General features: G+C 72.3%; 14 protein-coding genes. 6 read left to right on the top strand and 8 right to left on the bottom strand.

Features of this window, described 5'->3' with window-relative positions:
• Positions 1 to 282: 282 nt before the first annotated feature.
• Together CUC05_RS21645 and thrS are read right to left on the bottom strand one after the other, a co-directional pair.
• Positions 283 to 1758 (bottom strand): HNH endonuclease signature motif containing protein, encoded by a 1476-nt coding sequence (locus CUC05_RS21645; RefSeq protein ID WP_108668227.1) that lies wholly within the window; start codon positions 1756 to 1758, stop codon positions 283 to 285.
• Positions 1759 to 2208: 450 nt separating this feature from the next.
• A complete protein-coding gene (gene thrS / locus CUC05_RS21640) occupies positions 2209 to 3492 on the bottom strand; it encodes a threonine--tRNA ligase (protein WP_205712480.1) in 1284 nt (427 codons plus the stop codon).
• Positions 3493 to 3754: 262 nt separating this feature from the next.
• On the opposite strand from thrS, the gene CUC05_RS21635 reads away from it, so the two are divergent.
• Positions 3755 to 5086 carry a PQQ-dependent sugar dehydrogenase gene (locus CUC05_RS21635; protein WP_108668226.1) on the top strand — a complete coding sequence of 444 codons (1332 nt, stop codon included), beginning with the start codon at positions 3755 to 3757 and terminating at the stop codon, positions 5084 to 5086.
• The gene (locus CUC05_RS21630; RefSeq protein ID WP_108668225.1) at positions 5083 to 7167 is read left to right on the top strand and encodes a PQQ-dependent sugar dehydrogenase; all 2085 of its coding nucleotides are present in this window, start codon (positions 5083 to 5085) and stop codon (positions 7165 to 7167) included. Before CUC05_RS21635 ends, CUC05_RS21630 begins: the two co-directional genes overlap by 4 nt.
• Positions 7168 to 7230: 63 nt before the next feature.
• Here CUC05_RS21630 and CUC05_RS21625 read toward each other — a convergent pair whose 3' ends face one another.
• Genes CUC05_RS21625 through CUC05_RS21615 form a run of 3 tightly spaced genes read right to left on the bottom strand, consistent with a single transcriptional unit; the run spans position 7231 to position 10285 of the window.
• Positions 7231 to 8754 carry an adenylate/guanylate cyclase domain-containing protein gene (locus tag CUC05_RS21625; RefSeq protein WP_108668224.1) on the bottom strand — a complete coding sequence of 508 codons (1524 nt, stop codon included), beginning with the start codon at positions 8752 to 8754 and terminating at the stop codon, positions 7231 to 7233.
• Entirely contained in the window at positions 8751 to 9539 is a 789-nt protein-coding gene (locus CUC05_RS21620) for an alpha/beta fold hydrolase (RefSeq protein ID WP_157965868.1), read from the bottom strand. The genes CUC05_RS21625 and CUC05_RS21620 overlap by 4 nt, the downstream gene beginning before the upstream one ends.
• Entirely contained in the window at positions 9536 to 10285 is a 750-nt protein-coding gene (locus CUC05_RS21615; protein ID WP_108668222.1) for an SDR family NAD(P)-dependent oxidoreductase, read from the bottom strand. The genes CUC05_RS21620 and CUC05_RS21615 overlap by 4 nt, the downstream gene beginning before the upstream one ends.
• 66 nt (positions 10286 to 10351) lie before the next feature.
• Here CUC05_RS21615 and CUC05_RS21610 point away from each other — a divergent pair, with 66 nt between their 5' ends.
• The 3 genes from CUC05_RS21610 to CUC05_RS21600 are packed head-to-tail and all read left to right on the top strand — an operon-like array spanning position 10352 to position 12227.
• Positions 10352 to 11209 carry a 5'-3' exonuclease gene (locus CUC05_RS21610; protein ID WP_108668221.1) on the top strand — a complete coding sequence of 286 codons (858 nt, stop codon included), beginning with the start codon at positions 10352 to 10354 and terminating at the stop codon, positions 11207 to 11209.
• On the top strand, positions 11206 to 11763 hold the full coding sequence (locus CUC05_RS21605) for a hypothetical protein (protein ID WP_108668220.1): 558 nt from the start codon (positions 11206 to 11208) through the stop codon (positions 11761 to 11763). Before CUC05_RS21610 ends, CUC05_RS21605 begins: the two co-directional genes overlap by 4 nt.
• Entirely contained in the window at positions 11760 to 12227 is a 468-nt protein-coding gene (locus tag CUC05_RS21600) for a hypothetical protein (RefSeq protein WP_108668219.1), read from the top strand. The genes CUC05_RS21605 and CUC05_RS21600 overlap by 4 nt, the downstream gene beginning before the upstream one ends.
• Before the next feature lie 37 nt (positions 12228 to 12264).
• Here the strand turns inward: CUC05_RS21600 and CUC05_RS21595 are convergent, their stop codons facing one another.
• On the bottom strand, positions 12265 to 12726 hold the full coding sequence (locus CUC05_RS21595) for a J domain-containing protein (RefSeq protein WP_157965867.1): 462 nt from the start codon (positions 12724 to 12726) through the stop codon (positions 12265 to 12267).
• Positions 12727 to 12766: 40 nt separating this feature from the next.
• Here CUC05_RS21595 and CUC05_RS21590 point away from each other — a divergent pair, with 40 nt between their 5' ends.
• A complete protein-coding gene (locus CUC05_RS21590; RefSeq protein ID WP_108668217.1) occupies positions 12767 to 14350 on the top strand; it encodes an SDR family oxidoreductase in 1584 nt (527 codons plus the stop codon).
• On the opposite strand, the gene CUC05_RS21585 is transcribed toward CUC05_RS21590, so the two are convergent.
• Together CUC05_RS21585 and CUC05_RS21580 are read right to left on the bottom strand one after the other, a co-directional pair.
• On the bottom strand, positions 14253 to 15191 hold the full coding sequence (locus tag CUC05_RS21585) for a DNA-3-methyladenine glycosylase family protein (protein WP_108668216.1): 939 nt from the start codon (positions 15189 to 15191) through the stop codon (positions 14253 to 14255). The two genes, CUC05_RS21590 and CUC05_RS21585, sit on opposite strands and share 98 nt — an antisense overlap.
• Before the next feature lie 114 nt (positions 15192 to 15305).
• Positions 15306 to 16220: a sigma-70 family RNA polymerase sigma factor gene (locus CUC05_RS21580; protein ID WP_170128082.1), complete on the bottom strand. Its 915-nt coding sequence runs from the start codon at positions 16218 to 16220 to the stop codon at positions 15306 to 15308.
• Between the last annotated feature and the right edge of the window lie 102 nt (positions 16221 to 16322).

Here is a 16322-nt window from a genome sequence, read left to right as displayed (position 1 = left end):
GCAGCGACAGCGGTGTGGAGCGCGCCCAGCCGGGGCACGCGGCAGGGGGGGTGGGTGCTCGACCGGGTGCCGTGGGTCGCACCTCGCAGCGACAGCGGTGTGGAGCGCGCCCAGCCGGGGCACGCGGCAGGGGGGGGCTCGACCGGGTTCCGTTGGTCGCACCTCGCAGCGACAACAGGGTGGGTCGGGCCTGTCGTGATCCGGGCGCTGACTGCTGGACGGCGATCTCTGTGGTCGCGTTGTGACGGACGGGTTCAGTCGCTTGCGATGGGGCCCGCCTCGTCAGGCGGCGAGGGGTGGGTCGCGGCTGATCTCCACGCCAGTGTCGGTGGTCCAGATGCGTTGTCCGGGTGGGCCGTGGAGCTGGTGGTTGCGTCTGGTCTTGTCCCGATGATGGGTCGCGCAGAGCCAGGCGAGGTCTGACAGCTTGGTGGTTCGGGTGATGGCCCATCCGGTGACGTGGTCGATCTCAAGGAGGTGGTCGGCGGTGCAGCCGGGTACCTCGCATTGGTAGCCGCGTGCGTGGAGTGCGGTGCGTTGTTTGGCGGTGACCTGTCGGCCGAGGTGGGCGACGGTGACGTCGGTGGCGTTGGTGATGACGTAGGCGATGTGGGCATCGAGCATCTGCTCGCGGACTGCGGAGAGTGCGACGGGGCCGATGCCGGCGATCTCGCAGATCTCGCCGTCGACGAGCTCGCCGCGGACGAGGGCGGAGCCGTCGACGCGGATGATCACCTTGGTCTGCCTGCCGGAGGGTCGATGTCGCTGTGGCGGATGGCCGAGCGGTCCGGCGTCGGGATCGCTCGTGGTCGGGGCCGAGCCGTCATGACTGTCCGAGTCGTCGCTGTCCGGTCTCGTTGTGCCGGCGGGGTCGCCGTTCGGGTTCGTGCTGCCGGGGGTTCGTGTGTCGGTGTCACCGTCGTCGGTGGTCCCGACGAGCGTCGACTGGATCGGCGCGTTCGTGGCGGCCGTTCGGCTGTCGCCAGTCGGGCCGCCCTCCGACGAATCAGACGGCGGGGCCATGGTGGTCGAGCCGGTGGTGGGGTGGTCGAGCAGGTTGAGGAGGGCGTCGAAGCGGTAGCAGGCATCGTCCTCCCGCCGGCCGGCGGCGTGGGCGGCACGAAACACCGCATCGTGCTCACCCCGCAACGCCGCCTCGATCCGGGCACCCAGGTCACCGGGGGCCTGCAGGAACGCCTTCCACTCGCCATCGGTCTCCGTCCACGACCGAAACGCCCGCCGCGCCAGATGCCGACGTCGGGTCGCCTCCCGATCCGGATCAGCAGCGGTACGGATGTCACGCGCCCTCTTCCGCAGCTCCGGCAACGACTGCGAGGCGGCGTCCACGATCAGCTCACCCGCACGATCGGGTGCATCAGCGACGGTTTCGGACACCACCACCGCCTGATCGGTCGACAGGGTCCCGTCGGTCACGGCCCGGTCCACCTCCGGCTGGTCGACCAGCTGTGCGGAGGTGCGCAGCATCTTCCTGGCCGCCGCGGGGGTGGTGCCGGTGGCGGTGGCGATCAACGTCACCGCATCCCTCACCCCAGCCGCCTCGTGGGCGTCGGCCTCGGTGGTCCGGCGGGCAGCCCGGGTGAGCATCCCGTCAACGATCCGGCCGGCACGACCCAGGTCGGCAACAAGCCCGGCGACGTCACGGGCGGGGATGGCATCGGGGTCGAACCGGGAGGCAAGGACATGCAGGTGGGTGACCAGCTCGGTCACCTCACCCGCCTCCACCACCCCTGACCCCATACCCCGAACCCCACCTCTCACCATGTCTCGATCGTGTGTTCGAGTATACCGCCTCGACGGTCTCGGAACTGGTGTTTCCCCAGCTCAACCGCATTTCTGACGGTTCGTCAGTGGTGATCGTCTCCGCTTCGTGGCTGCTGATGGACACTGTCATCCACGGCGGTCTGGAGTGGGCAACAACCCGACACGCGCGACGGTCGATTCCGACCCGGCGACCTGTGGACAGTCCCTCGAGGCATGACGACCGGCAGTCCGCCCGGAACCGACCGTGGTGCCGTCCAGCTGTCGCTGCAAGGTGCGACCGACACCTGTGGCGTGTCCGGCCAGGTTGCTCGGCACCCGGTCCAGAGCGCCTGTGACCATTCCCGGGATCGTGCTTGGGTGCCTCGACGGGCACGCCCGTTGCCACTGGCGAGGCACAGGGCCCCCCAACTCGACCAGCCGGGCCGTTCAACCCGGCCACAGGTCGGGGGAGCGCTGGTCGACGAGTGCGCCGAGGGCATCGGCGACGGACGCCAACGCCGCAGGTGGGCGTTGCTCACCCGACCGCAAGCGCAACGCGACGGTCCCTCCAGCCGCCTCGCGGGGACCGATCACCGCGGTCCACGGCACCCGGTCCAGCCTGGCCTGGCGGATCCGTGCACCGAGGGTCGCGTCGCGCCCGTCGACGTCCACCCGCAGCCCTCGACGGAAGAACGCGTCCCGGACCGCGGCAAGGTGGCCCTCGGGCAGCGGTTGGATCGGCAGCACTCGGACCTGCACCGGGGCCAGCCACGGCGGAAGCGCGCCGTCGTGCACCTCCAGCAGGTGGGCGACCATGCGCTCCATGGTCGAGGCGATGCTCCGGTGGATCATCACGGGTCGGACGCGTTCGGGGCCGCGCCGGGCCACGAGGTCGAACCGCTCCGGGAGGTGGAAGTCGACCTGGATGGTGGAAAGGGTCTCATCGCGTCCCCGGGGGTCGGTGACCTGCAGGTCGATCTTCGGCCCGTAGAACGCCGCCTCGCCCGGCGCCTCGACGACGTCCACGTCGTGGGCTCGCAGGACGCTTCGCAGGGCGTCCTCGCTGCGAGCCCAGAGCTCGTCGTCGTCCACGAACTTCGGTCCGTCGTCGCGCAGCGACAACCGGAACCGTGGCCGCGGTATGCGGAGGGTGTCATAGGCGTCGCCCACCATGGCCAGCATGTCGCTGATCTCGTCGTGGATCTGTTCGGGGGTGCAGAAGACGTGGCCGTCGGACAGGGTCATCTGCCGGGTGCGGGACAGCCCTCCCACCACGCCCGAGCGCTCGTACCGGAACATCGGGGCGAGCTCGGCGAGGCGGTAGGGCAGCTCGTCAAGGGCCGGCCGCTCGGCCTGGAACACCAGCACGTGATGGGGACAGGTCATCGGGCGCAGGACGACCTGCTCCTCGCCGACCCCCATCGGTGGGTACATGTCGTCGCGGTAGTGCGCCCAGTGGCCGGAGCGCTCGTACAGCTCGCGCTTGCCGAGGACCGGGGTGTGGACGTGCCGATAGCCATGGCGCCGCTCCAGCTCGATCACGAACGCCTCGAGCGCTGACCGGATCGCGGCGCCGGCGGGAAGCCACAGCGGCAGCCCCGCGCCGACGGACTCCTCGGTGGCGAACACGCCGAGCTGGCGGCCGATGCGGCGATGGTCGGGCAGCTCGGCCGCACCCCCGGGTGCGGAACGGCTGACGGGGGCGGGTGGGCTGGCAGGGTGTGCGCTCACGGTGGCGTCCTCTGTGTGGGCCCGGTCCCACCCGGGAGAGGATCGCCAGAACGACGACACCCCGGGCAGTGACCCGGGGTGTGGTGTGTCGGTTGGTGGCCTACACGTGCACGCCGGATCGCTCCGGCGTCGTCGTCGGTACGTGCACGAGGTGGGCCACGAGCACAACGCTACGCCCAGCCCACGGTGACGGCAACCGGGGTTTCGCAGGTCGTCACGGTCCCGACTGCCGACGCCCGCCAGCCCCCATAGGCTCAGCGCCGTGCTGCGCCTCCTCGCCTCCGCCGTCGTCCTCCTGCTGCTGACCGGCTGCACCGCGGACCAGGACTCGGACGTGACCGTCGATCCCACGGTGGACGCATCGTCCCGGACTCCGGCGAGCACAGCAGCGACCGCGAACCCCGACCCGCCAGGGACCGAACCGACCGCGTCCGAGTCAACGCCGTCCGACCCCACCCCGTCCGACCCCGTCGGCACGGACCCCACCCCGTCCGACCCCGCCAGCCCGGACCCAACGCCGGCAGGCACCGACGAGGACATGGCGGGCGCCGACCCGGCCAGCGTCGACCTGGCCCTCGTCGAGATCGCACGGCTGTCGGCACCCATCGCCATGGCCATCCGGCCCGGCGACGACACGTTGTGGGTCGCCGAACGGGCCGGGCGGGTCGTGCCCCTCCAGCCAGACGGCACCGTCGGGGACGCGATCATCGACATCTCCTCCGACACCACCACCGGCTCGGAACGCGGACTCCTCGGCCTTGCCTGGTCCGCCGACGGCGACACCCTCTACCTGTCCTACACCGACACCGACGGCGCCAACGTGCTGGCCGCTGCCCCCGTCGTCGACGGCGTCCTGCGCGCCGACGAACGGCGGACCATCCTGACCGTCCCCCAGCCCGCGTCCAACCACAACGGCGGCGACCTCCAGCTCGGACCGGACGGCAACCTCTGGTGGGCGCTCGGCGACGGCGGGGCGGCCGATGACCGGTTCGGCAACGGCCAGCGTCCCAACACGCTGCTGGGCGCGATGCTGCGGATCGACCCCGACGGGGGCGATCCCTACGGCATCCCCGCCGACAACCCGTGGGCCGACGGTGGCGAGGGTGCCCCGGAGGTGTGGGCCTACGGTCTGCGCAACCCGTGGCGGTTCGCCTTCGACGTCCCGACCGGCACGCTGTGGATCGCCGACGTGGGGCAGAACAGCGTCGAGGAGGTCGACCGTGTCCCCATCGGCCAGGCCGGCCTGAACTACGGATGGCCCCACCGTGAGGGCGACCAGCCCTTCGACGGTGGACAGGCGGACGGTCCGACGGTCGAACCGATCCACACCTACACCCACGGCCGTGGCTGCTCGATCACCGGCGGCCGGGTGTATCGCGGCCCCGACGCCCCGGCGTTGCAGGGCGCCTACCTCTACGCCGACTTCTGCGACGGTCGCATCTTCGCGCTGGCCGTCGACCGCAACGGCACGGTCGTCGACGACGTCGACACCGGCCTGTCGGTCCAGTCCCCCGTCGCGTTCGGCGAGGGCGCCGACGGTGCCCTGTACGTTCTCTCCCTTGACGGTCCAGTCCACGAGGTGACCCCACGATGAGCCCTGCCCACTCGATGTCCTCGCGCACCACCCTCGGTATCGCGCTGCTGGCCCTGACGCTGCTCCTGCCGCTGGTCGGCAGCCGCGCGGACGCCCAGGAGGACGGCCGGATCGGCGACGATCCCGACCCGGTCATCGGCGCCGTCCAGCTCAGCATGGCCGCCCATGACGACGGCATGGCCTCCCACGCCGTCATCGGTCGCGACGACGTCTTCGTCGACAACCTCGCCGCCACGGCGCTCGTCGGCCGGTTCGGCACGTTGCTGCTGACCACCGGCGGTGCGGACGCGCAGCCCCGGCAGGAGATGCTCGACGAGCTCGGCCGGGCACTCGGCCCCGGCCGGTGCGAGGTCGGCGGGCCCGCGCAGGTCTACCTGGCGGGTGGCGACGCCGCCGTCAGCGCAGCGGTCGAGCAGGCCGTGGTCGAGCTCGGGTACTGCGTGCGCCGTCTCGACGGGGCGACCCGCATCGACACCGCGGTCGCGGTCGCCGATGCCGTCGCCGATGTCTCCGACACCGTGGTCCTCGTGCGCGACGACGACTGGGCGGACTCCGCGGCGATCGGGTCGTGGAGCGCGCTGACGAACAGCCGCACCCTGGTCACGCCTACCGACGCCCTGGACGACCGGACCGCCGAGGCGCTGCGCCGCTATGCCCCGGCGGAGATCCTCCTGCTCGGAGGCGAGGCGGCGCTCTCCGTCGCCGTCGAGCAGGCGGCGGCCGAGATCGCCCCGGTGCGGCGGATCGCCGGTCCGGCCCGGGACGCGACCGCCGTGGCGATCGCCGAGGAGGTGTGGGGCGACGACGCGGGTGACGGGGTCGCGGTCGGCAACGGGTACGCCGGCACGAGCTGGGCCTACCTCTTCGCCGCCGCCCCGCTGGCGAGCCAGGGGGCACGGCCGATCCTGTACGCCGACGACACCGGCCCGACGGCGGCGTCGGCGTCGTGGATCCAGGGTGCACGCGCCACGGTCCTGGCCATCGGGCCAGCGGTGCCACCCGACACACCGCCGGGACCCGCCCCGGAACCGCTGCCCGGACCGGACCTGGCCGCCGCCGACGTCGCGCTGGAGACCGTGGGATCCTTCGCCGCCCCGCTGAGCCTGCGGCCCCGTCCCGACACCGGGGAGCTCTGGGTGGGCGAGCGCGCGGGGGTCATCCGGACCGTCGGGACCGCCCAACCACGGACCGTCCTCGACATCCGCAGCACCGTCGGGACCGGCGGCGAGGGCGGCCTGCTCGGGTTCGACTTCTCCGCCGACGGCCAGACGCTGTACGTCTCCTCCACCAACCGCGCCGGTGACTCGGTGATCGACGCCTTCGCCATCACCGGCGATTCCGTCGACGAGGCCAGCCGGCGCGAGCTGATCCGTGTCGACCAGCCCGCGTCGAACCACAACGGTGGTGACCTTCACCTCGGTCCCGACGGCTACTTGTGGTGGTCCCTCGGTGACGGCGGCGGCAGCAACGACGACTTCGACAACGGCCAGGACCCCTTCACCCTGCTGGGCACCCTCGTGCGCATCGCGCCCACCGCCGACGGCTACGACATCCCGCCGGACAACCCCTTCGTCGACGGACAGGGCGGCGCCCCCGAGGTGTGGGCCTACGGCCTGCGCAACCCCTACCGGTTCTCCTTCGACGACGCCACCGGTGACCTCTACATCGGTGACGTCGGACAGGGCGCGGTGGAGGAGATCGACTGGCTCGCCGCCGGCACCGGCGCGGGCAGCAACTTCGGCTGGCCCGTGTTCGAGGGCACGCAGCCCGGCCCGGGTGGCGGCTCGGCCCCCGGCCACGTCCCACCGGTCTTCGAGTATCCCCGCAGCGGTGGCAACTGCTCGGTGACCGGAGGAGTGGTGTACCGCGGTACGGCGATCCCCGAGCTCGCCGGCGCCTACGTGTTCGCCGACTTCTGCCGCGGTGACGTGCGCGCCATCCTGGTCCAGGACGGCCAGGTCACCCAGGCCGCGGACCTCGGCATCGACGTCGACAGCCCCGTCGGGTTCGGGGTGGACCACAGCGGTGAGGTCTACGTCCTGGGCATCGGCGGTTCGGTCAGGAAGGTCGTTCCCGCCTGACCCGCCCCGCCTGACCCGCCCCGCCTGACCCTCCCCGCTCGCCACGTCGAGGCCGGGCCGTCCTCAGGACGGCGTCGCCAGCGGGGTCGGCGTCGACCGGCCCCGTAGCGTGACCTCACCCGCGTCGCGCCAGCACGCCGCCTCCGACGGCGCAGCGGCCACCAGCGCAGCCCGGTCGGCCAGCACGGCTGGGTCGTGGTCCTTGGCCAACCCCGACAGGCGTGACGCGACGTTCACCGGATCCCCGATGACGGTGTACTCCAGTCGTGTGGACGCGCCGAGGTTGCCGGCGACGACCTGCCCGGCCGCCACGCCCGTCCCTGCGCGGAGTTCCGTCACCTCCACGGGCAACCGCTCGCTGAGCACCCGTGCGGCGGCCAGCGCCGCACCTGCCGGGTCGTCGTGGGCCAGCGGGGCACCCCACACCGCCAGCACCGCGTCGCCCATGAACTTGTTGACCACCCCACCGTGGGCATCCACGACCTCGACGACCACGGCGAAGAAGCTGTTGAGCAGGTCGAGGACCGCGTGGGGCGAGCTGTGCTCGGCCAACCCGGTGGAGTCGACGACGTCGACGAACAACGCCGCCGCGAACCGTTCCTCACCGCCCAGGGCAACCCCGTCGGCGATGGCCGTCCGGGCGACGTCCTCGCCCACATGACGTCCGAACAGGTCGCGCACCCGCTCGCGCTCGCGCAGCCCCTCCACCATGCGGGTCACGCCCGCCTGGAGCACGCCGATCTCGGTGGTCTCGGTGATGGGGACGTCCACGTCGAGGTCGCCCCGCTCGATGCGCTCCAACGACCTGCGCAGCGACCGCAGTGGATCGGCCATGCCACGCGCGAACTGGACCACGGTCAGCAGTCCGGTGGCGAGCGCGGTCAGGCCGAGGACGAAGACCGCGACGGCAAGCTCCCTGCGGTCCACGTCGAGGCCGATGGCCAGGCCGCTGAGCAGGGTCAGACCGGTCAGCGGCAGCCCCGTACCCAGCGTCCAGGTCAGCACGGCCCGCCAGGCCACACCGGCGCCCGGAGGACGGTGCAGCGACCGACCGGCGTAGGCCCGCGCGACCACGCCGCGGTTGATGTGCGCGAGGAGGAGGTAGGTCGTCGCCGACGTGGTCAGCCCGCCGATGAGGACGGTCAAGCCGACCTCGACCCCCAGCAGCACGTCCTGCAGGCCGTTGACGACGGCGAAGAGCACGGCCGCCAGGCCCCAGATCGCGGTCTGCCTGACCCCCGAGGCCAGGGGGATGCGGACGGCCTGACGACGTTCGGTGCCGGTGGGCGATCGGTCCTCGACCAGCCAGCGCAGCCGCCGGCCTGCATCACGGGCACCGAAGGCCACCCCGGCGGCTGCGGCCGTGCCGACGTAGACGCCGGCCAGGACCAGGTTGAGGACCCGGGTCCGGTCCTGCTCGATGCCGTCGGGGACCGGCAGCACGAACGCCAGGAGGACGAAGACGACGACGGCCCCGGCGAGGTTGGCCACCGACAACGACAGCGAGCCCAGCACCACCGTGCGTCGTGCGACCCGTCGGCCGCTGGATCGACGTCCGTCGCGTGGTGGGCCGCCGGGACGGGTCACTCCAACGCGTCCAGGTGGGCGTTCAGCACGTCGGGGAACCGGGGGTGCAGGTGTGCGGCGTGCCCCGCCCCGTCGATCACGTGGTGCTGGCCGAACAAGGCCGCGGCGGTGCAGGCCCCGAAGGTACGGAACGCCGGGTGGCTGGTCGACCCCGACACGGTGGTCACGGGGATGGGCGGGTCGTCGGACACTGCGTCGGCCAGGGCGGCACGGTCCAGCCTCGCCAACCAGATCGCGAGGTCACCCGGCAGCATCGCCAAGCCCGGATCGCCCCGTCGGTACAGCGGGGCGAGGGCGGCCATCAGGGCCGGATCGACGACCTCGAACAGCTCGTCGAACGCGGCCTCCAGCTCGGATCCGGCGCGCTCGTGTGCCGCACGAGCGGCTCGCAGCAGCCGGCTCGGCTCGACCATGTCGGACGGGGTCAGGTCGATGGCCGCCGTCTCCACGATGATGAGGGACCGGAACGCCGCCGGTCGTTCCTGGACGGCCCTGAGGACCACCAGTCCCCCGAAGGAGGTGCCGAGCGCATCGACCGGCCCACCGTCGGCGTGCTGGTCGATCGTGGCCAGCAGGCGCGCGGCCTGTTCCCCGATGGGTGCCTCGGGGCCGGGGGACCGCTCGAACCCGGGTCGGTCCACGACCAGCACCCGTGACCGCCTGCCCCAGCGGCGGGCCACACCCTCGAAGGTCAGCCGACCGCCGGAGAACGCGCCGTGCACGGCGACGAGCGGCGGGCCCTCGCCGACCTCGACCAGGCCGAGCGGCTCGGCGGTGTCGCTCACGAGGCCGGCGACAGCGTCCGCAGGTCGATGACGGCACCGGTCTCGATGTCGTCGCGCTGGACGACCGACCAGATGCCCGCTGCTGCGTCGGCCGGGTCGACCAGCTCGCCCCGCTCGTACAGGCCGACGAACTTCTCCTTGGCGGGGAAGTCAGCCTCGTCCTGGGCGCGGATGAACTCCTGCATGCCGGTGCCGACGACCCCGGGTGCCACGGCGACGACCTTGACCGGGGTGTCGGTCGACGCCTGCTCGGCGCCGACCGTGCGGACCCAGTGGTCCACACCGGCCTTGGCGCCGCAGTAGGACGACCAGCCCTCGTACGGCTTCGAGGCCGCCCCGGAGGACAGGAACACCAGGGCCGCACGGGTCACCGACGAGGCGCGACGGACCGCAGTCAGGAACGCGTTGCCGAGCACCTGCGGGGCGGCGCTGTTCAGCAGCACGTTGCGGGTGTAGGCGGCCTGGTCGACGCGGCCGGCGAAGCCCATCGGGTCCAGCGTCCCGGCGTTGTGCACGAAGACAGCCGTCTCGGCGTCGGTGCCGCCGAGCACGGCGTCGAAGTGTGCGGCAACCGCCGCCCACGACGCCGGGTCGGACAGGTCGGCCGGCACGTGTTCGGTGCCGGGGGCCCCGCCGGAGCGGGACAGGTCGAAGGTGTGGGCGTCCTCGAACGGCACGGAAGCGGCGAGCGCCGCCCCGATACCGCCCGACGCGCCGGAGATCCAGACGAGTGCAGAAGTGGCCATGTCGGCGGGAAGCCTACCCGGGTGGTCCAGCCACCCGTGGAAGCAGGCGGGTAGCCTCCCCGAGCGATGACTTCGAGCCTGCTGGTGGACACGTCGAGCCTGACCTACCGGGCGTTCTTCGCGCTGCCCACATCCATCACCGACGCCGACGGGCACGCGGTGAACGCCGTCCGTGGCTACCTCGACATGGTGGCCACCGTGATCGCCGAGCTGCAGCCCGACGAGGTCGTGCACTGCCTCGACCACACCGAGGTGCCCGAGGGGCGGCTGGCCGCCTTCCCGGCCTACAAGGCCGACCGTGCCGCGCCGCCCGAGGAGATCGTCTGGCAGTTCGGGCTGCTGCGACGCCTGCTGCCGGCGATGGGGGAGCGGATGGTCGAGGCCCCGGGGTGGGAGGCCGACGACGTCATCGGGACGCTCGCCGCGCAGGCAGGGCCCGGGGACCGGGTCGAGGTGCTCACCGGCGACCGTGACCTCATCCAGCTGGTCCGCGACCCCGTCGTCCGCGTCCGCTACACCCTCTCGGGGACCAAGAAGGTCGCGCTGTACGACGAAGCCGGTGTGCACGACAAGTACGGCATCGCGCCGCGGCGCTACGTCGACTTCGCCATCCTTCGCGGCGACCCCTCCGACGGGCTGCCGGGGGTGAAGGGCGTCGGTCCCAAGACCGCCATTCGCCTCCTCCAGGACCATGCCGACCTGGCGTCCGTCGTCGCCGCCGCCGACCAGCAGACCCCCAAGCTGGCAGCCACCCTGCGCGACAGCGCCGACTACATCGACGCGATGCTCGACGTCGTGCCCGTCCGGACCGATGTCGAGCTGCACGACCTGCCCGTCGACGCCGACCCCGCTGCCGTTGCCGAGCTCGCCGCGGCTCACGCCATCGAGTCGCCAGTCCAGCGCTACACCGAGGCCCGCCAGTGACCCGCCTGCCCGTCCTGCTCCTCACCGTTGCCCTCGCGCTGGTCGTGTCGGCCTGCGGCGAGCCGCCCATCGCCTTCGACATCCCGGCACGGGACGGCCGCCATGTCCTCGACGACGCCGGCATCCTCGACCGCGACGCCCTGGAGACGGCCCTCGTCGAGCACGCCGAGGCCGGGGTCGACATCGTGGCCCTCACCTACACCGTCGAAGGGGCCAACTGCGGCGAGGCGTTCCGCGCCGGCCGCGAGTTCGTGCAGGCCTGGAAGGCCGATGTCGCCATCGTCGCCGTCGCCGAACCGGGCGACTTCGACGACGCCGACGGCGAACGCTGCGTGGGGCTGGCCCCGCTGGACGACTTCGAGCTCGGCCGGGGCACCCGAGAGGAGATCAGCGAGGTCATCTGGCCGCCGCTGATCGCCGACAACGCCTGGGTGGAGATCTTCGACGTCGCAGCCGACGAGCTGTTCGTGGCGCTGTCGGACACGACCGACCCCGACGACCCGTCTGATAACCCGTCTGCTGACGAGGTCGAGGCCCAGGAGGACGACGAATGACCATCGACCAGCTGAGGGTCCTGATGGAGGAGGCTGCCGCCAACGTCGTCGACCGGCACGACCGGCCGCTGCCCGTCACCGTGGTCCTGCCGCTCGAGGGCTCGACGCGGGTGACTGCACTCGACGGGTTCCCCGACGACGACGCCGAGCGCAAGGAGGCCCTGTCGGTGTTCGCCGCCCAGCACATGGTCCCGGCGAACGCCGCATGCTTCGGCCTGCTCGCCGAGGCCACCGGCCCGGCGGGGGAGGACCTGCTGGTGGTCGTCTACGGGGCCCGTCGTCGAGGCAGCCACGTGATCGCGGCGATGTTCGACGAGGACGGGCTCCTGACGGAGTTCACCCCGTCCGAACCGCTGGAGCAGACCGCCATGCCCTTCGTCCAGCCGCTGCAGCACGCCGCGGACATGGCCGAGGCGCCCGACGATCCGGCCGCCGGCGGCCTTCCGATCATCACCAGCTCCTGACCGTCCCCTCGGGACCGACGTCCGGCGGGGCGCTGCGTCAGCGCAGGGCGACGAGCAGCAGTACGAGCGTGCCGACGAGCACGATGCCCGCACCGACGCGACGGCTGGCGGCGGAGAACGCCGCCCGCTGTGCCCGGCCGATCACGGAGTAGGCCGACTCGCGCGCCGCGGCTTCGCGCAGCTGGGCGACGCTCACGGGCCTGACGCCCCCCGGCCCCCAGCTGGGCACCCGGCCGTCGTCCTGATCCGTTGCGCTGGACGGGCCGGCCTCGCGGGACGCCCGACGACGGTCGTACTCGGCACGGCGGACCGGGTCCTTCAGGACCGCCCACGCCGCGTTCGCCCGGACCGTCCGCTCCGTCGCGACGGCATCACCGACCAGGTCGGGATGGGATTCGCGGATGATCCGCCGGTGCGCGTCACGGATGACCAGGTGCGGGGCCACGTTGGGCACCCCCAGCACGGCGTAGTGGTCGTCGTCGGTCGCGGGGATCGTCACAGCAGGGGAGAGGATACGCACCGCGGGGTACAACCTCACCATGAACTCCCCTCAGAAGACCGTCTGCGTGCTCGGAGCAACCGGGTACGTGGGGGGCCGGCTCGTGCCGCGGCTGCTGGAGGCCGGCTACCGGGTCCGCTGCCTCGTCCGATCGCCGGAGAAGCTGGCCCAGCACGGCTGGCACGACAGGGTCGACGTGGTGGCCGGTGACGCAACCGTTGCCGAGGACGTCGCTGCGGCCGTCGAGGGCTGCGAGGGCGTGTACCACCTCATCCACCAGATGGGCACGGCCGACGACTTCGCCTCGGCGGACCGTCGCGCCGCCGACCACGTGGCGGCCTGCGCCGAGGCGGCAGGGGTCAAGCGGATCGTCTACCTCGGCGGCCTCGGTGAGGTCGACGAGGACTCCTCAGCCCACCTGGCCAGCCGGGGCGAGGTCGCCGACGTCCTCAAGGAGGGGACGGTTCCCACCACGGTGCTTCGTGCTGCGGTGATCATCGGGTCGGGCAGCGCCTCGTTCGAGATGCTCCGCCACCTGACGGAGAAGCTGCCGTTCATGGTCTGCCCCCGCTGGGTCGACACGCGGGTCCAGCCGATCGCCATCCGCGACGTGCTGCGCTACCTGATCGCGGCCATGGACACCGAGGACACCGCGGGGCACGACTACGACATCGGTGGACCCGACGTCCTGACCTACCGCGACATGATGCAGCGCTACGCCGCCGTCGCCGGCCTCCGCAAGCGGGCCATCCTGACCGTGCCTGCCCTGACACCGACCCTGTCCAGCTACTGGGTCAACGTCGTCACCCCGGTGCCGTTCGGGCTGGCCAAGCCGCTGGTGCAGAGCCTGTCGGTCGACGTCGTGGTCCGTGACGGTCGCGAGACGGGCCAGGACCTCGACCCCGAACCCTGCCTGCCCTACGAGACCGCGGTGCGGCTGGCGCTCCAGCGGGTCGCCGACCGCGAGGTGGAGACGTCCTGGCGCGAGGCGGGCCTGGCCGGTCGCAGCCCCGCCGAGCCGTACCCCGGCGACCCCGAGTGGTCCGGCGGGGTCCTGCTGCGCGACGTCCGCTCGGAGACCGCGAACGCGTCGGCGGCAGCGGTGTACGACGCCGTGTCCCGGATCGGCGGGGACCGCGGCTGGCCGACCCACATGTGGGCCTGGACGATGCGTGGGTGGCTCGACCGCCTCGTCGGTGGGGTCGGGCTGCGCCGCGGTCGTCGCGACCCCGTCGAACTGCGGCCGGGCGATGCGGTGGACTTCTGGCGGGTCGAGGCGCTCGCACGGGACCGGTTGGTCCGCCTCCGGGCAGAGATGCGGCTGCCGGGTGACGCGTGGCTCGAGTTCCGCCTGGAGCCGGACGGCCCGGAACGCACCGTGCTGCACCAGCGGGCCCTGTTCGCCCCGCGCGGGCTGATCGGCCGGCTCTACTGGTGGGTGCTCGTGCCCTTCCACGGGCCGATCTTCACCTCGATGGTGCGTTCGCTGGCCCGTGACGCGGAGGAGATCCAGGCGACGTCGCCGGCTACCAGTACCGATGCGCCGACAGGGCCTGACGAGGACCACGACGAGGCTTGGTCTCCACCAGCCCGCGACCTGCCGCCCGCTCGACGAGCCGGATGACGCGTCCCCGGTGCCCGGCGTAGGGCGCCAGCAGCTCCAGCATCGTCGCGTCGTCCTCGGACCGGTCGCCCAGGGCCCAGCCGATGGTGGCCGGGATGTGGTAGTCGCCCACGCTGACCGCGTCGGGGTCGCCGAGCCACAGGCGGGTCTCTGCGGACGTCCAGCCGCCCACCCCGCGGATCGAGGTCAGGCTGGCGTCCATCGCGTGCCAGGCCCGCGCTGACGCCTCGCGCTCGAACCTGGTCTCGTGCATCGCGAAGGCATGGAGCGCCGAGGCGGAACGCAACGCGATCCCGCAGCGTCGCAGCTGATGCGCCGGTGCAGCCCCCAGCGCCTCGCGTGTGGGCCAGGCCGTCACTTCCTGCGGGGTGGGGGTACCGAGCATCGCGACCAGCTGGTGGGCGCTGCGAGCGGCCTCCAGCCCCTGCACCAGCTGCCCGAGCACGGCCCTGCCGAAGGACTCCGACGCCCTGGGCAGCGCGCCCAGGATCGGCGGTCCGACCACCTTGAGCGCGTGGCGGAGGAGGGGATGCGGGGCGACGAGCTCGGCGAACCCGGTCAGGTCGTCACGGAACCCCGCCCACGCACGGGCATCCTCGAGCGCCCGCTCGACGGCCGCCGGGGGAGTGGTGGCCGGTCCCCAGACCTGCAGCACGATGCGGTCGTTGGCAGGACGAACCTCCAGCACGAGCGGCCCCACGGGGCCCTGCTCCGCCCGCCGCCAGCCCCCGCCGGGCAGCTTGGCGACGGTCCGCCCCCGCGACCGGCCGCTGCCGAACCACATGGTCGACGCCAGCGGCCGACGCGGCACCACGTCCTCGGCCAGCACGCTGCTCGTCATCCCCGACAGGGTAGGCGGGGACCTCGCTTCGCTCCGTTCCTACGCGGCGCGGTGTTGGCTGGTGCACGCTGGCGCGTGCCCGCGCGCCTTCGGGCCTCGCTGACGCTCGGGTCCTCAGGCCGCGCGGAGCTCCTTCTGCAGCCGGTTCAGGGCCTGGGTCTCGATCTTGCGGACGCTCTCGCGCGAGAGGCCGAGCTCCTTGCCGAGGGCGTCGAGGGTCAGGATCATGCGGCCGTCCAGGCCGTAGCGGCGGGTGATGACGTACCAGGAGCGCTCGTCCAGGCGGTGCTCGGCGACCGACAGCATGTGGCGGTTGAACTCCGCTTCGACGACCTCGTCCGCCGGGGCGTCCTCCGCGATGGCGACGAAGTCGGCCATCTCGCTGGCATCGCTGTCGTGACCGACCTTGCGGTCCAGGGACGTGACGGTCTTGTCGGCGTCCAGCGCCCGGCGCACCCGGTGCTCGCTCAGGCGGGTGGCCTCGGCGAGCTCGGCGATCGACGGTTCGTCACCGTTGACGGCCTCCAGCCGTGCACGGGCCGCGCGGACCTTCACCAGCGCGTCGTGCAGGGCGACGGGCAGGCGGATCGTCCGCTCGCTCGCCGCGACACCACGCTGGATCGCCTGGCGGATCCACCAGGTCGCGTAGGTGGAGAACTTGAACCCGCGGCGCCAGTCGAACTTCTCCACGGCCCTGATCAGGCCGAGGTTGCCCTCCTGGATCAGCTCGTCGAGACCCAGCTGGGACCGCTTGGAGAACTTCGACGCCACCGACACCACGAGGCGGAGGTTGGCGTTGACGAAGTGGTCGAACGCCGCCTCGCCCGCATCGGAGACGATCTGCAGCTGCAGCCGCTCCTCCGGGGTCAGCGTCTCCTCCTCGTCCGCCAGGCGTGCCCGCGCCTCGACGCCGGCCTCGATCGCCTTGGCCAAGCGCACCTCGTCTGCCGCGGTCAGCAGCGCGACCTTTCCGAGCTCACCGAAGTAGAGGTCGAGCAAGTCCTCGGGAACCGAGCTGTGAAGCTTCAACGGTCTCCGCACCTTCCTTTCCGCCCCATCAGGTCCAGCGGAGCCGGCTGGCCCCGCCTCGTGGGCGGTGTTGTTCCAGTAGACGGTGGAGTGGCCCCATGG

It is taken from the genome of Euzebya rosea (assembly GCF_003073135.1).
In the GTDB taxonomy this organism is placed as follows: Bacteria; Actinomycetota; Nitriliruptoria; order Euzebyales; family Euzebyaceae; genus Euzebya; species Euzebya rosea.
The sequence above is the reverse complement of the archived record's forward strand: the minus strand, read 5'-3'. Positions and strand labels throughout refer to the sequence as shown.

Excerpts from the sequence above, each read along its gene's own strand:
- CUC05_RS21645 (WP_108668227.1), bottom strand. The coding sequence starts at position 1,758 with ATGGGGTCAGGGGTGGTGGAGGCGGGTGAGGTGACCGAGCTGGTCACC.
- CUC05_RS21630 (WP_108668225.1), top strand. The coding sequence starts at position 5,083 with ATGAGCCCTGCCCACTCGATGTCCTCGCGCACCACCCTCGGTATCGCG.
- CUC05_RS21615 (WP_108668222.1), bottom strand. The coding sequence starts at position 10,285 with ATGGCCACTTCTGCACTCGTCTGGATCTCCGGCGCGTCGGGCGGTATC.
- CUC05_RS21610 (WP_108668221.1), top strand. The coding sequence starts at position 10,352 with ATGACTTCGAGCCTGCTGGTGGACACGTCGAGCCTGACCTACCGGGCG.
- CUC05_RS21600 (WP_108668219.1), top strand. The coding sequence starts at position 11,760 with ATGACCATCGACCAGCTGAGGGTCCTGATGGAGGAGGCTGCCGCCAAC.
- CUC05_RS21590 (WP_108668217.1), top strand. The coding sequence starts at position 12,767 with ATGAACTCCCCTCAGAAGACCGTCTGCGTGCTCGGAGCAACCGGGTAC.
- CUC05_RS21585 (WP_108668216.1), bottom strand. The coding sequence starts at position 15,191 with ATGACGAGCAGCGTGCTGGCCGAGGACGTGGTGCCGCGTCGGCCGCTG.